This window comes from Leifsonia virtsii (genome assembly GCF_030433675.1).
GTDB lineage: Bacteria > Actinomycetota > Actinomycetes > Actinomycetales > Microbacteriaceae > Leifsonia > Leifsonia virtsii.
This window is the reverse complement of record NZ_JAROCB010000004.1, coordinates 136,788-151,137: the sequence shown is the minus strand read 5'-3', so window position 1 is coordinate 151,137 and position 14,350 is coordinate 136,788. Positions and strand designations below refer to the sequence as shown.

Sequence of the window (14,350 nt, the reverse complement as noted above, 5' to 3'; positions counted from 1 at the left end):
CTGCGTTCAGCACACTGCAAACATACCCACGAGGCTCAATGATTCCCATTACGACGGTGAAGTTCGGCCCGGAGGAGGAGCGCGAGGTCCTGGAGGTCCTCCGCTCCGGCTCCATCGCTCAAGGGCCGAAGGTCGCTCAGCTCGAAGCCGAATTCGCTCGCATGCACGGCGTCCCCCACGCGATCGCCGTCAACAACGGTACGACGGCGCTCGTCGCGGCCCTCCAGGCGCTCGACCTGCAGCCGGGCGATGAGGTGGTGACATCGCCGTTCACCTTCGTGGCGACGCTCAACGCCATCCTCGAGGCGGGCGCGACCGCGACCTTCGCCGACATCCGCTTCGACGACTTCAACGTCGACCCGGAATCACTCGCCGCGGCGATCGGACCGAAGACGAAGGTGCTCCTGCCAGTGCATCTGTACGGGCAGATGGCCGACATGGGCGCGATCTCCGCTTTGGCCGAGCAGAACGGTCTGCGAATCCTCGAGGACGCCGCGCAGTCGCACGGCGCGACGTACGACGGGCGGTCCGCCGGCAGCTACGGCCTTGGCACATTCTCGCTCTACGCCACCAAGAACCTCACCACGGGCGAAGGCGGCATCATCACCACGAACGACGATGCGATCGCCGACAAGCTGCGCGTCATGCGCAACCAGGGTATGCGTGCGCGCTACGTATACGAGATGGCCGGGCACAACTATCGCCTCACCGACCTGCAAGCTGCTCTGGGCCTTCCCCAGCTCGCCCGGTACGAGTCGATCGTGGCCGCGCGCAAGCGCAACGCCGCCCGGTTGTCCGAAGGCCTCTCCGACGTCCCCGGCGTGGTGGTCCCGCAGGAGCTGCCCGGCCGCTCGCACGTCTGGCACCAGTACACGATCCGTGTCACCGAGGAAGCCCGAGTGAGCCGCGATGCGTTCGTCGAGGCGCTGTCGGCAGAGGGCATCGGCGCGGGCGTCTACTACCCGCGCCTGCTCTGGGACTACGACGCATACCGTGACCACCCGCGCGTCCTCCGTCGCGAAGCTCCGGTGGCGGAGCAGGTGGCCGCACAGGTCATCTCCCTGCCCGTCCACAACGCCCTGAGCGACGACGACCTGTCGGCCATCGTCGCCGCCGTCTCCAAGGTGGCCGGCGCGTGAGCGCCCCGGCACGCATCGCGCTCGTCGGCGCGGGCACGATGGGCAGCCATCATGCTCGCGTGATCGCCCAGTCCGCGGATGCCGAGCTCGCGGTCCTCATCGATCCGAGGGAATCCGTCGGGCGCGCTGTCGCCGAGCGCTTCGGCACCACATGGCGACCGGAGCTCCCCGACCTCTCCGACATCGACGGCGTGGTGGTAGCTGCGGCTACGGAGGCGCACTACGACCTGGCGATGCAGGTGCTGAGTCAGGACACCGCCCTCCTGGTCGAGAAGCCCGTAGCCGACAGTCTGCTGCGCACCGAGGAGATCCTCGACCTGGCGAACGTACGAGACCTCCCGTTCATGTGCGGGCTTCTCGAGCGATACAACCCCGCCGTGATGACCGCACGTGAGTTGCTCGGAGAGCCCGTGCACGTCACCGCGGTCCGGCACTCGCCGTACGCTCCGCGCATCCGTACGGGCGTGTCCTGGGATCTGCTCGTCCATGACGTCGATCTGGCGATCGGGATCATCGGAACGGCACCCAACAGCGTCGAATCCCGCCTGGGGCACTTCCACCCGGATTCCCTGCAGGACGCCGAGGACGTTGCGGAGACCCTGCTCGACTTCCCCGGCGGTGCCATCGCGCATGTCTCCGCCAGCCGCGTGGGCCAGCGGAAGATCCGCCAGCTGTCGATCTACGAGCGTGAGCGGCTGATCGAGGTCGACCTGCTCCGCCGCGACGTCACGGTGTACCACCACGTCTCCGAGAACTCCGTCGACGAAGGTCGTGGCTACCGCCAGCAGACGGTGATCGAGATCCCTGAGCTCGTGAGTTCGCAGGAGCCGTTGACCACGCAGTTCGGCCGCTTCCTCAAGCTGGTCGACGGCACCGCCGACGCGTCGGCCGAGCGCGAGACGATCCTGCCGCCGCACCGGGTCATCGACCAGGTGATCTCGGCGCGCCAGGCGGTTCCCCAGGCGTGAGCGTGACGGAGGACCGTCCGGCAGGGACCCCGGAGCGAGGACGCCGAACCGGCGTCCTCGCTCTGCTCGACCATTCGGCGGTGCGCTACCTGATCGCCGGAGGCGTGGCGTTCCTGGTCGACTTCGGACTGCTGTGGCTGTTCCATGTCGCACTCGGGCTCCCGACGTGGCTCGCTGCGGCGATCTCGTTCCTCCTCAGCTTTTTCTTCACCTACACGATCCAGCGCGTGTTCTCTTTCGGTTCGGCGGCACCGCACGGCCCCGCGCTGATCAAGTACACTCTCCTGGTCGCCGCCAACACGGTCGCGACTGCGGGCATCGTCGCACTTTTCGACCACACCGCCCTCGGTTGGGCCGGAGGCAAGGTGGTCGCGACGGTCGTCACAACGGTCTGGAACTACTTCGCCTACCGCTACTGGGTCTTCGCCCATCCCGGACGGTCGCGTGCGGTTCGCAAACCAGCTCGAGAGGACTGAGATGTACAACGGCGCCAGAATCGCCGCAGTGGTTCCTGCCTACAAGGAAGAGAAGATGATCACGCAAGTGATCGACACGATGCCGGAGTTCGTGGACCACATCGTCATCGTCGATGACCACAGCCCCGACAACACGAGCGAGGTCGTCCGCGCCAGCGGCGACGACCGCGTCACCCTCATCCGCCACGAGGTGAACCAGGGCGTCGGGGGCGCCATCATCACCGGTCACCGCGCGGCGATGGAGCTCGGCTCCGACATCAACGTCATCATGGCCGGCGACGCCCAGATGGACCCCGCCTACCTCCCGGACCTCCTCGACCGGGTGACCACCGAAGGGTACGGATTCGCCAAGGCGAACCGGTTCTTCTCCCCCGAGTCCTTCGCCGGAATGCCTCGCTACCGCATCTTCGGCAACATCACTCTGTCGTTCATGACGAAGCTGGCGAGCGGGTACTGGCACCTGTTCGACCCGCAGAACGGCTATACCGCGGTCCGCACAGAGGTGCTTCGACGAATCCCGCTCGACAACGTGGCGCGTCGCTACAGCTTCGAGAACGACTTCCTCATCCACCTCAACATCTTGCAGGTGCCGGCGACGGACGTCCCGATTCCCGCCGTGTACGGCAATGAGGTCTCGAGCATCCGGCTCGGGCGCGTGGTACCGGAGTTGCTCAGCCTGCTGACCCGGGGTTTCTGGCGGCGCATCTGGTATCGCTACGTGCTCTGGTCGTTCTCCCCCATAGCGCTCCTCCTGGTACTGGGACTCATCCTCTCGATCTTCGGACTGGGCGTCGCGATCTGGGTGTGCTTCCAGATCGCCGCGTCGGTCGTCGCGACCGCCGCGACGGTGATGCTCGCCGCGCTCCCATTCATCCTCGGCACTCAGATGCTCATATCCGCGTTGCAGCTCGATATCCAGGCGAGCCCGTCCACACCGACCTACCTTCCGTTCGAGAAATAGACCGGGCGCCCGCTTTCCCTGTAGGATCTCTCACGTTCGTGTCGGTCTTCAGGGGGAAATGTGCGCAAACTCATCGGTGCCGTAGCGGTCGCGATCGCCGGGCTGGGGTCGAGTCTGATCGTGAGCGCTCCGGCGTCAGCGGCGTCGACCATCGAGGTCTCGGCGGTCGCGCACCTGTACACCAATCATGGCTACCTGGACGTGCCGCTGGACCCGGCTAACGAGACAGACATCTACAGCGGTGACAGCACCTTCAATCTGACGATCAAGAACAACAGCGCGGAGGCGTACACGGTGACCGCTCTGGCACCGGCCGGTCCCGGAGACTCGTGCGCGGGGACCATCGCTCCGGGCGGCTCCCTCGCCTGCTCCACCAGGGCCACGGTCGCCGAAGGCTCCGGCACCCTCGACTTCACCGTCACCGGCACCTTCGCCGTGAGCGGTGCCGACACGACGGTCGCATCGTTCCCGGTTTTCGGGGTGCACTATCAGGTCGTGAGTGACGACTTCGCGTACACCGCGCCGCCGCCCGCGACGGGCTGGTCGACCGTTCCGATCGACCCGCAGCTCCTCTCGTACCCGGGTTTGTTCCGGCCGCAGATCCGTCTCACCCAGAGCTGGGACGGGAACACTCCCGTGACCATCAAGCGCGCCACGGGAGCTCTGGCGAACGCGAGCGATGAGTGCTTCGGCACCCTCCCGAAGGTCGTCCAGCCGGGCGACCAGATCCTGTCCTGCATCTTCGACATCACCCGCCGCGGCAACTCCTGGGGCTTCCAGTGGACGGGCCCCATGGGAGACGAAGGCGCCACCGCCGGCTCGCTGCAGTGGATGGGCGGTGGATACTGCACCACATCGGCTCCTCGCTACAAGGGAGGCGACACTGTCGACATCTCCTGCAGCAACTTCGCGCCTGGCCTGAGCGTTCAGGCGCGCATCTGGCAGGTCGGCGTCACCGCGCCGCAGACCGTCGCAGCCGACGGCACGGTCTCGTTCTCCTACGCACTTCCCACCGTTACGACAGGGTTCCCGTCCGGGTCGCTGGTGTTCCGTGAGGGGGTCGACCCGGATGTGGAGTCCGATGGACCGGTCCTCTTCACGATCGACCCGGGGGTGGCGTCGACGACGACCGCCGGCAGCACGTCCTCCGGCGCCGGTCAGGCAGAACTGGCCGCCAGCGGATCGGACGTCAGCACCGTCAGCGCGCTCGGCTTGGGCGCCCTCGGCGGTGGACTGCTCCTGCTCCTCGTCGCCGTGCGTCGCCGCAGAAGCAGCCGCGCCTGACCCTCAGGCAGGCTGCAGACCCTCAGGCAGGCTGGATGAGGTCGCGGAGGATGTCCGCTCGCCCGCGACTCGCGAACCGCTCGTAGGCGCCCGTGCGTGCCAGCCTAAGGACGTGGCGGGCCCTCGGGAGTCGGGAAGCCGGCATCGCCGCGCGCTCGGCTTCGAAGGCGGCCTTCTCTCGCGCCGAGGCGAGACGCTCCTCCGCGATACCGTCGAGCCCGTCCAGACGATCGGCGAGCGTGGCGAATCGGCTCGCGAGGATCACGTTCCGCTCCCCGCGGGGTTCGAGAACCCTCCTCACCTTGCGCGCGAGAGTCGGGGCCGCGACGCCGATCTGATTTGCTCCGTGCTGCCGGTAGTCGATGGTCGCCTCCGTCAGCACCCTCACTCCTCCACGGGCAGCCGCGACCGCGGCGAGCCATTCGTCGTGCACCCATCCCGGTGGGAAGGGAAGTGCGTCGTCGAGGAGCGACCTGCGAAGGATCACCGTGGCGCCTGTGGCCAGATTGCGTCGCAGAAAGACGGTGTACGCGTCTCCGGCCTGCTCTCGACCGAGCTCTTCTCGGGTGACCTCCAGCGATTCGAACAGGCTACGACCGAGCGACTCGCCCTCGGAGTCCACGAGTCGGGCATCCGTGTGCACGAGCAGCACGGCAGGATCGTCGAACTCGCGGACGAGCCGCGCCAGCCGACCCTCGTGCCAGACGTCGTCCTGATCGCTCAGTGCGATCAGATCACTGCTGGTTGCGCGCACCGCGCGTTCGAAGTTCGCAGTGACCCCCAGCGGCTTGGACCCCCTGAGCACGGTCAGCGGCACGGGTGCCCGTGCTGCGACCGCCTCGACGCGCTCAAGCGTGCTGTCGATCGAGCCGTCGTCGGACACGACCACCTCATCGGGAGCAGGGCGCTGCGCGAGAATGCTCTCCAATTGACGCTCGATGAAACGCTCCCCGTTGAAGGTGCAGAGAGCGATTCCGACCGTGAAGGACACGGGAAGCTCCGTCACCCCACCGGTTCCGGCTCGCGGGCGGTCACCGGCTCATGGCCGTGTTCCACGGCCGCCGCGCGGTCCGTCACGGTCGCCGAACGCCACGCCATCGCCACGAAGGCGATGCCGATGAGCAGCGCAAGGAGCCAGATCACGGCGCCGCCGGGCGGCAGCCAGCCGGGGTGACGCACGAAGGTCAGCCATTCGACATCCGCCCCGCGCGAGTACCGCTTGATCGAGAACGCGAGGGCGAGCAGCTGGGCGCTCGCGACGACGACGGTGATGGTCCACACGCCTCTGCGCGAGATGCCGGCGGACGAAACGAGGCCCTCCGCGCGCTCCGCCATCACCAGCCCGCCGACGATCACGACGCAGGCATAGGCGACAAGGGCGTAACGCCCCTGCCAGATGTATCCGGAGTGCATCACCGAACCGGCCTGGGTAACGGCGGGAACGAGCGCGAGACTGGCGAGAGCCACGATGAAGGCTCCCAGCAGCCGGCCGCGCGCCAGGATGAGAGCCACAAGCACCAGCCCTCCGGCCAGAGCCCCCCAGACCGCGACGACGTAGCCCGGCGGGAAAGTGTCGAGCCAGCCGAAAACCCCCACGAAACCGGGGTCGATGGTGCGGTTGAGCAGCATGGTCACGAACGCGTAGGCGGGAGGCGTGGTGCCCGCTCCGGGATACGTGCCCATCGCATTGAGCGTGTTGGTACGCAGAATCCATGCCAGCGCGAATCCGCATGCGAGCACGATCCCGACCAGTGTGACCCAGGTGGCGCGGGCGCGGAACAGCTCCCCCAGCCGACCCTTCCGCGCGCCCACCAGAGCGATGAGGCCGATCACCGCGACCCAGAGCGGAGAGAGCCCGCGCATGTTGGCAAGGACCGCAGCGCTCACGAACAGCAGGGACAGCATCCACCCGCGCCCTCGAACCCCTTCGCCGCGAACGAGCGCGAGGAAGAGGCACAACAGAGCGACGCCCGATGCCACCTCGAGGCCGTTGGGGTTCACAGAGGCATTCAAGAAGAGCACCATCGGCGTGGTGACCGCGAAGGTGACGAGCCCGGCGAAGAACGGGATGCCGAGCCGCCGGAGGGCGACGAACCCGATGGCGAGGAAGGCGGAGCACAGGACACCGCTGACGACACGCATGCCGAACACGGTCGCCTTGGCATTGTCGGTGAGCAGGCTCGGCCAGCCGACGGCAAGGTAGTACGTCGGGTTGTAGAGTCCGGCAGAGGTCTCGGCCTTGCGGTCCGGCCCCGTCGTGAAGGGCGCCTGGCAGGTCGCCGGGCTGTTCGGCTGGAACGCGTAGCACGGCCAGTTGCGGGCGCTTGCCAGGTCCCCGGGCACCGTGACCCGCGTAGTGGCGGGCTGATCGGTGGGATCACCGAGGAACTGGCCACGGACCACGGATGCCGCCTTGATGATGTGCGACGGCTCGTCCGGGCTCGCGCCGAGTGGCGTCGAAACCGCCCAGGCCGCGGAAGCGGCGGCAAGCCCGAGGAATACGAGGAGACCAGTGAGCCATTGGCGGCCACCAACAGCGGACAGGAAACGAGACATGGAGGGCTTTCTGTGCGGTCGGGCTCAGCCGACGGTAACCGTGCGGCAGCCGAGAGAGGCGTTGCCCCCTGGCCCCGTGTTGATGGCGTAGACGCACACGGTGTGCTTTCCCGGGGCCGCCGCGATCGTCTGGTCGATCCCGTGCGAGGAGCCGTAGGCAGGATACACGGCCCCAACGTCCGTGCGCTGCTTGTTGGCCGTATACGCGGTACCGACGGCGTCGACGTAGACGTGGACGGTGATCGGAGCCGCCGTGTCGGGATCGATCGCCCAGCCGGTCACGCGCACGCCGCCGGAGGCGACCTGCACCGAGTCGAGGTTCCCGATGGGAACGCGCCCCAGCTCGAGGATCACCGCCGTCACCGTCACCTGCCGGCACCCGAGTACGACGTTCCCTCCGGCTCCGTTGTTGATGCCGTACACGCAGACCGTATGCGTACCAGCGGCCGCCTTGACCGAGGCGGAGAAGCCGTGCCAGTCACCGTAGTCGGGATAGAACCGGCCGACGTCCTGACGTGTCCGATCCGCGGTGAACGCGGTCCCCGTCGCATCGACGTAGACGTGAACGGGAATGGACGCGACCGTATCGGGATCGATCGCCCATCCGGTGGCCGTGATCGTTCCGTCGCCGGCGACCGTGAGGCTTTCGAGATTGCCGAACGGCGCCCGGGACTGCTCGACGACCGTCCCCTGCACGATCACCTGCCGGCAGCCGAGCAGGGCGTTCCCGCCCGCGCCGTTGTTGATGGCATAGACGCAGACCTGGTGCACGCCGATCGCACTGGGCACTGTCGCCGTGTATCCGTGAGCAGGACCGTAGTCCGGATACAGACGCGCCACGTCGGCGCGGTCGCCGGATGCCGTGAACGGTGTCCCCGTGCCGTCGACGTAGACATGGACCGGAATGGGAGCGGCCGTGTCCGGATCGAGCGCCCAGCCGGTCACGGACACCTTGGCACCGCTCGTACTGACCGACTCGAGCGCGCCGATCGGCGCTCTGCCCTGGTCGACGATGGCGCCCGGGCGTACGACGCCGGCGCAGCCGAGGGCAGCGTTGGAGCCGGCGCCGGTGTTGATCGCGTAGGCGCAGACCGTGTGCGGTCCAGGACTGAGCACCGACGTTGTCACGCTGAAGCCGTGCTTGTCACCGTATCCGGGGTAGGCGGTCGCGACATCCGGACGTGAGACGTCGGCCGTGTAGGCCGCTCCCGCGTCGTCCACGTACACGTGGACGGTGATCGGGGCGGTCTGGTCAGGATCGATCGCCCACCCGGTCACGGTCGCCCTGCCGTCCCCGCCGAGAGTGACGGGGGCGAGCGACCCGAACGGGGAACCGCCGTAGAGCGTGACCGTCCGGCAGTCGAGAGCGACGTTCCCGCCGGCGCCGACATTGATGGCGTAGATGCAGACCTGTTGCGCGCCCGACCGGGTGACCGGAACGGTGACGTCGAATCCGTGGTTCGCGCCGAGGGCCGGGTAGACGGCCCCGACGTCGGGCCGGGAACGATCCGCCATCGTCGGGGTTCCGACGTCTCCGACGTAGACGTGCACCGCGATCGGCGACGCCGTGTCGGGGTCGAGAGCCCATCCGGAGACATGCAGCTTGCCGGGACTCCCTTGCACGAGTTCCACGTTGCCGATCGGGTTGCCTGCGCCGACCGGGTCGCCGAACCACTGGCTGTAGTACACCCAGAAGTTACGGTTGCCATAGCTCGAGCACGTGTCGCCGGTGCCGTACAGATTGGCGAGCGCCGCGGGGTTGGGCTGGTACGGCGTGTAGTAGTACAGCGCGGCAGTCGCCTTGTTCTTGATGGTGATCACCGGGGCGTCGCAGCCGTTCGGCCCCGGTGGAATGGGGCTGTACCGCACGGCCGAGGGTGCCCCGACGGGGAACCAGGTGAAGTACTGGGAGGTTCCGGGCGGGTTCCCGTATCGCACGAGTTGGCGAGCGGCGCTGTAGACCTGATTGAAGAAGCCGTAGTAGGCGGTGTCGCAGCCCGATGTGTCCGGGCAGGCGTAACCCATGGCTTTGTAGATCTGGTTCGAGTCCGGCGCCCCGTCGGTGATCAGGCCCTGCTCCTTCTGCAGGGTCACCAGGATGACTTTGGCGCTGACCCCGCAGGCCTGCTGGACCTTGAAGATGATGGCGGCCGCGCCCTCCGATCCTCCGCCGGAGTAGGGCGAGCAGATCACGTCGGCGGGCTTGCTGGAGGTCGGGAACTGTCCGGTCGCAAGGCATCGGCTGTTACTGCACGAGACCTTCGACGAGAGGAAGGATTGGATGTCCGCCTGACTCATCGCCGCGCGGTCGTAGAAGTTGGCGTCCGAGATGATCTCAGCGGGATTGAATTGCGACCCGTCGAGCGCCGCGGCGCGCTCCGGCGCCGTGAGCGTACCCACCAGGGCGGCGCTCACGAGCAGGGCGAAAGCGAGCACGCCCGTGAGCAGCTTCCTCGGAGTCATCCCGGCTCTCCTCGCCCGTGGACATGAATGGCTCCCCCAGCCTAGACGGCTAGGGCAAAGAAGCCACAGATGTCACCGACGTGTCGCGGATCATATCCCGCTGCGATCTCTCTTCGCACGGTCGCGACGCGCCTGGTAGCGCTCGAGCACCGCGCGCGGACCGCCCTCGCGCAAGTAGTAGGCGGCACGATCCAGGTCTCGACGGAGCCCGGTGCGGGTCTGGATCTTCACGCGGCCGAGCGAGGGCCGGGACACCGTCCCCGGCGTCCGGTCGGCGGCGGGGACGGGGGCGCGGCAGAACTCGATCAGAGGCGCAAGCGTCCTGCTCCACCGGAACTGCTCACGCACTCGTGCGACTCCGGCCCGGGCCGCGGCGAGCGCGTCGTCGTCGTAGAGCATGAGCTCCAGGGCGTCCTCGAGCGCTTCGACGTCCTGCTCGGGGACGGCCGCTCCGAGGTTCGCGGAGGCCACCAGGTCGCCGAAGGAGTCACCCTCCGTCGTCACGATCGGCAGGCCCGCCCAAAGATAGTCGAGGATCCGGGTGCGGAACGAGAAGGTCGTCTCGATGTGCTGGAAATGCGTCGACACGCCGAGGTCGGCATCGAGCAGGTAGTCCTGCCGTTGCTCGTACGGAACCCAGCTCTCGTTGAAGAAGACGTTCCGCCCGGCGAGCCCGAGCTCCTTCGCCAGCCCCCGGGCCTTGGAGACCGCCTCCATCTCGGGAACGTCCGGGTTCGGGTGCTTGACCCCCATGAAGAACAGGCGGACGTCATCGTGCCTCTCGGCGAGTCTGCCCACAGCGCGGATCAGCGTCTGCGGGTCGAACCAGTTGTAGATGCCACCGCCCCACACGATGACCTTGTCGCGCTCTCCGATGCCGGGAACCTGCCCGCGAATGGCGTGGCGCCCCTGCTCCGGATCCTCCGACGGGATCCCGAACGGAGCGATGGCGATCAGGGAGTCGAGTTCCGTGTCTCGGGAGTACGTATAGGCGTTGATACGGCCGAGGGCGGCCAACTGCCCGAGCCAGAAGTGGCGCTGACGCTCGCTCGCGCAGAGGAAGAAATCGCCGCGTTCCAGCTGCTGGTTCAGAGTCCCCGTCGCGTCGCCGATCTGACTGTCCCACTGCCGGAGAGTCAGCCCGCGCCCTTGCTCCAGCTGCTCGAGATGCATCGGGTCATAGACGTCGGCCACAAGGATCTTGGTGGACTGTGCCAGGGCGGGGAAGAGCGCGAGCGCATTGCCCTGGAAGACGATGACGTCGGCCCAGCGCTCATGGGGTGTCATCGTGCCGGGACGATGATGACTCGCGGTCGCCAGCTCGAAGGGCGCGTCCATCTCAGCCACCGAGGTGAGGCTGACCAGGCGTACTTCATGTTCGGCGGCGAGCTCCTCCGCGATGTGCCAGGCGCGAATCGCGGGACCGGCCATCCGCGGCCCCACCGGGTCGCCGGTGATCACGAGCACCCGACGACGGTCGGTTCCCGCCAGCACATCCAGGCTTCCGACGATCTTGTCGTACCCCTCCTGGTAGGACGGCATCGGGTAGGCCGGTTCGTCCAGGTTGCCGAAGAGCTTCATGAGCGCGCGGTCGCTCCGCACCCTGCCTGCCTGGATCTCTCGCCGCTTGTCTGTCATCTCCGGCAGCAGCTCGACGAAACGGTCGATGGCGAACACCCCCGCCATGGTGGATTTCGCCACCGGCATGGCGGAGTCGGCATCGTCCCCGGGGTTGCGAAGGTCCAGCACCGAGGAGTCCAGCCGACCTCGGGCGACCGCACGCCGGACCGCGAGCAGCAGAGCGGCGGAGAAGGTGTCGTCGAGGAGCTCGTCGCCCAGGTTCTTGTAAAGCGTGTAGAGGGCGTTCCGTTCGAGCAGGTACTCCTCGCGGAAAGCGCCGAATTTGTTCATGGACGCGTGATGCTTGTGAAATGCCAGAGACGCCGGCTGGAAGCGGAAACGGTAGCCGAGCAGATTGAGACGCCACCCCAGATCCACGTCGTCATAGAACATGAAGTAGTCGTCGTCGAAGCCACCGAGTTCTTCGAACACCTCGGCGCGGATGAACATTGCAGCACCGGTGCCGAAGAGCACGTCCTTCTCCTGGTCCCAGGAACCGCGATCGCGCTCGCCGGCATGCGGCTTGTACCCCATGCCGTACCAGGTGATCGCTCCGTCGACGAAGTCCACCTCCTCGCCCTCCCAATCGAGGACCTTGCTGGCGACTGCGCCGATGTCGCGTCCGGTCGCGAAAGTGTCGACGGCCGCGCGGATCCACTGGGGGTCGGGGCGCGCATCGTTGTTCAGGAAGGCGATGAACTCGCCGGACGACTTCTCGACCCCCAGATTGCAGCCTCCGGTGAAGCCGAGATTGGCGCCGGAGTCGATGAGCACGATGTCGTCCAGAGACCGAAGTCTGTCGAGGCTGTCATCGCCGGAACCGTTCTCGACGACGACGATCTCGAGCGCGTCGCTGGGCCAGTCGAGCTCGCGCAGGCCGCGGACGCTCTCGATGGTGTCGTCCGCTCCGCGGAAATTGACCAGGATGACGGAGACGACTCCGGCACGGCGCTTCTTCATACCCTCGACCTCGCTCGTTACGCTGGGACCACCGACGCCGGTCCGCCGAAGAGTCTAGCCCGCTGTCAAACGGACACCCTGGCGATGCTCCGCAGGGACGCGGCCAGCTCCTCACCGGTCAGAGCGGCGGCCCGCTCGGCGCTGCGCCGGCCGTTGGCCGCCAACTCGGATCGCACATCGTCGTCCCCGAGGAGGTCGTCGAGAGCACGCCCGAGCGCCGCGCCGTCCGCCGGGTCCACGAGCAGCGCGTTGTATCCGTCCAGCACTTCCCAGGAGGTCCGCGGGTTGGGGCGACCGACGTACGCCGCCCCCGTCGCCATGAGCGAGAGCGGGACGAGGCTGTTGGGGAACTCCTCGAACGTCACGACGACGGACGGCCGTAATTCGCGTACGCGCTCGGACAGATCCGCGGCTTGCGCGTCGGCGAGGTGCTGAACCCGGGCATCCCGCTGGTGCACCGCTCGATCGAGCTCCAGCCGTGCTGAGGCGTCGAGCCCGACCGTCACGACCAGCGGCACCGCCGCCGCCGCCTGGGCACCCGCCTCCGGCGGCTTCAGGGCAGGCACCAGGCGATGGCGGACCTCCCACGCCGTTTCGGCGCGGAGCTGGTCTGCACCCCAACGGTTCGCCGCAATGTACTCGAACTCCGGCCGGTAACCGGCCACGATGCGCGTCTGCAGTGCCGGGTCGTGCGGGTGATCGCCGCTCTCCACCGTGGGGAGGAGGTAGACGGGCTTCCCGGCGTGGAGCGTCGCGAGCCAGACGGTCTCAGCGGCGCCCCAGTCCGCGCACACGACAAGCGCCGGATCGTCGGCGAGCTCGGCGACGAGGTTCTCGTCACGGCCGGTCGCTTCCTGCTCGTGAACACTGGCCGCGAGCCCTTCAGCACCGAGCGCGCTCACCAGCTCGAGAACATACCGCCGCCAGACTGGAGCAGCCGCGGGGCTGATGACGAAGTCCACGCGCACCGCGTCTGCCACCTCGCGCTCGAGGAAGGAGGAGCGCCAACGGTCCCAGAACCGTCGCATCGACGCCAGCTCCCGCTTTCCCTGGCTGTAGCCACGGGAGGCCGACTCGTGGTGGATCAGGAGCGACTGGGGTTCGTACCAGCAGCGGATGCCCTCGCGCCACGCCTGCAGGCCGTAGTCCACGTCCTCGAAGCCGAGCCAGTACCCCTCGTCGAGCCCGCCCAGCCGCTCGTACGCTTCGCGACGGATGTAGACGCAGGCACCGGAGATGGACCGGTTGTACCCGGGCACGTTCGCCAGTGGCCGTGAGGCCGGGCTGCCGACATAGAGATGGCCGAACCACTGCGGTGCGAGCACACGCGCATAGTACGTGCCGCCGTACTGGATGCGGCCGTCCGGGTAGACCAGCTTCGGGCTCACCAGACCTATGGCCGGGTCACGCTCGTACGCAGCGAACTGCAGGGCATCAAGCCAGCCCGGCTGCGCCACGATGTCGGAGTTCAGCAGCACGATGTCGTGCTTCGCCTGGGCCATCCCGACGTTCACGGAGACCGCGAACCCCTGGCGTCGTTCCTTGAAAACCATCCTGGCGCGGTCGAACTCCGACTCGACGGCGCGGAGGCGTTCCGTGTTCGCCGGCTGACAGTAGTCATCCACCACGATGATCTCGTAGTCGAACTCCGAGCAGGTGTCCGCGATGCTGCTCAGGCACGCTCGCAGCAGCGGTTCGTCGTTGTAGCTGGGGATCACGATGCTGACAGGTCGGCGGTGCGCGGAGACCCGAGCGAGCACTGCGTCGTCGACGGCCAGGCCCTGCGTATTAAGCTGGAACGCGCGCTGCGCCAACGGGCCGCGGAGCCGCTCCTTGACTCCGTCGGGAAGTGCGCGAGCCAGGGCCTTCGCTGCGGAGCGGAACGTCGTGCTCATAGGTAATCGTCCTCGGGCTGAGTAAGAG

Annotated in this window: 10 protein-coding genes; 5 read left to right on the top strand and 5 right to left on the bottom strand. The window is 67.5% G+C overall.

Going from position 1 to position 14,350, the window contains the following annotated elements; translation table 11 throughout:
• Positions 1 to 38 precede the first annotated feature (38 nt).
• From P5G59_RS14735 to P5G59_RS14715, 5 genes are read left to right on the top strand one after another with little or no spacing between them, the layout of a single operon-like run.
• Complete coding sequence (locus P5G59_RS14735; protein ID WP_301219750.1) at positions 39 to 1,139, top strand: DegT/DnrJ/EryC1/StrS family aminotransferase; 1,101 nt, start codon at positions 39 to 41, stop codon at positions 1,137 to 1,139.
• Positions 1,136 to 2,107, top strand: coding sequence for a Gfo/Idh/MocA family protein (locus P5G59_RS14730; RefSeq protein WP_301219749.1), 972 nt, complete (start codon positions 1,136 to 1,138; stop codon positions 2,105 to 2,107). Before P5G59_RS14735 ends, P5G59_RS14730 begins: the two co-directional genes overlap by 4 nt.
• A complete protein-coding gene (locus P5G59_RS14725; RefSeq protein ID WP_301219748.1) occupies positions 2,104 to 2,583 on the top strand; it encodes a GtrA family protein in 480 nt (159 codons plus the stop codon). The genes P5G59_RS14730 and P5G59_RS14725 overlap by 4 nt, the downstream gene beginning before the upstream one ends.
• A gap of 1 nt (position 2,584) precedes the next feature.
• The gene (locus tag P5G59_RS14720; RefSeq protein WP_301219747.1) at positions 2,585 to 3,544 is read left to right on the top strand and encodes a glycosyltransferase family 2 protein; all 960 of its coding nucleotides are present in this window, start codon (positions 2,585 to 2,587) and stop codon (positions 3,542 to 3,544) included.
• Between the two features lie 60 nt (positions 3,545 to 3,604).
• Positions 3,605 to 4,828 (top strand): hypothetical protein, encoded by a 1,224-nt coding sequence (locus P5G59_RS14715; protein ID WP_301219746.1) that lies wholly within the window; start codon positions 3,605 to 3,607, stop codon positions 4,826 to 4,828.
• A gap of 22 nt (positions 4,829 to 4,850) precedes the next feature.
• Here P5G59_RS14715 and P5G59_RS14710 read toward each other — a convergent pair whose 3' ends face one another.
• From P5G59_RS14710 to P5G59_RS14690, 5 genes are all read right to left on the bottom strand, one after another.
• On the bottom strand, positions 4,851 to 5,819 hold the full coding sequence (locus tag P5G59_RS14710; protein ID WP_301219745.1) for a glycosyltransferase family 2 protein: 969 nt from the start codon (positions 5,817 to 5,819) through the stop codon (positions 4,851 to 4,853).
• Positions 5,820 to 5,830: 11 nt separating this feature from the next.
• Entirely contained in the window at positions 5,831 to 7,384 is a 1,554-nt protein-coding gene (locus P5G59_RS14705; protein ID WP_301219744.1) for a DUF2142 domain-containing protein, read from the bottom strand.
• A gap of 24 nt (positions 7,385 to 7,408) precedes the next feature.
• Entirely contained in the window at positions 7,409 to 9,847 is a 2,439-nt protein-coding gene (locus tag P5G59_RS14700; protein WP_301219743.1) for a hypothetical protein, read from the bottom strand.
• Positions 9,848 to 9,937: 90 nt separating this feature from the next.
• On the bottom strand, positions 9,938 to 12,427 hold the full coding sequence (locus tag P5G59_RS14695) for a glycosyltransferase (RefSeq protein WP_301219742.1): 2,490 nt from the start codon (positions 12,425 to 12,427) through the stop codon (positions 9,938 to 9,940).
• 65 nt (positions 12,428 to 12,492) lie between these two features.
• A complete protein-coding gene (locus P5G59_RS14690; RefSeq protein ID WP_301219741.1) occupies positions 12,493 to 14,322 on the bottom strand; it encodes a glycosyltransferase in 1,830 nt (609 codons plus the stop codon).
• Positions 14,323 to 14,350 lie beyond the last annotated feature (28 nt).

Bases quoted from the DNA above. Each gene is read 5' to 3' on its own strand.
- P5G59_RS14695 (WP_301219742.1), bottom strand. From the start codon at position 12,427: ATGAAGAAGCGCCGTGCCGGAGTCGTCTCCGTCATCCTGGTCAATTTC.
- P5G59_RS14720 (WP_301219747.1), top strand. From the start codon at position 2,585: ATGTACAACGGCGCCAGAATCGCCGCAGTGGTTCCTGCCTACAAGGAA.
- P5G59_RS14700 (WP_301219743.1), bottom strand. From the start codon at position 9,847: ATGACTCCGAGGAAGCTGCTCACGGGCGTGCTCGCTTTCGCCCTGCTC.
- P5G59_RS14705 (WP_301219744.1), bottom strand. From the start codon at position 7,384: ATGTCTCGTTTCCTGTCCGCTGTTGGTGGCCGCCAATGGCTCACTGGT.
- P5G59_RS14690 (WP_301219741.1), bottom strand. From the start codon at position 14,322: ATGAGCACGACGTTCCGCTCCGCAGCGAAGGCCCTGGCTCGCGCACTT.
- P5G59_RS14735 (WP_301219750.1), top strand. From the start codon at position 39: ATGATTCCCATTACGACGGTGAAGTTCGGCCCGGAGGAGGAGCGCGAG.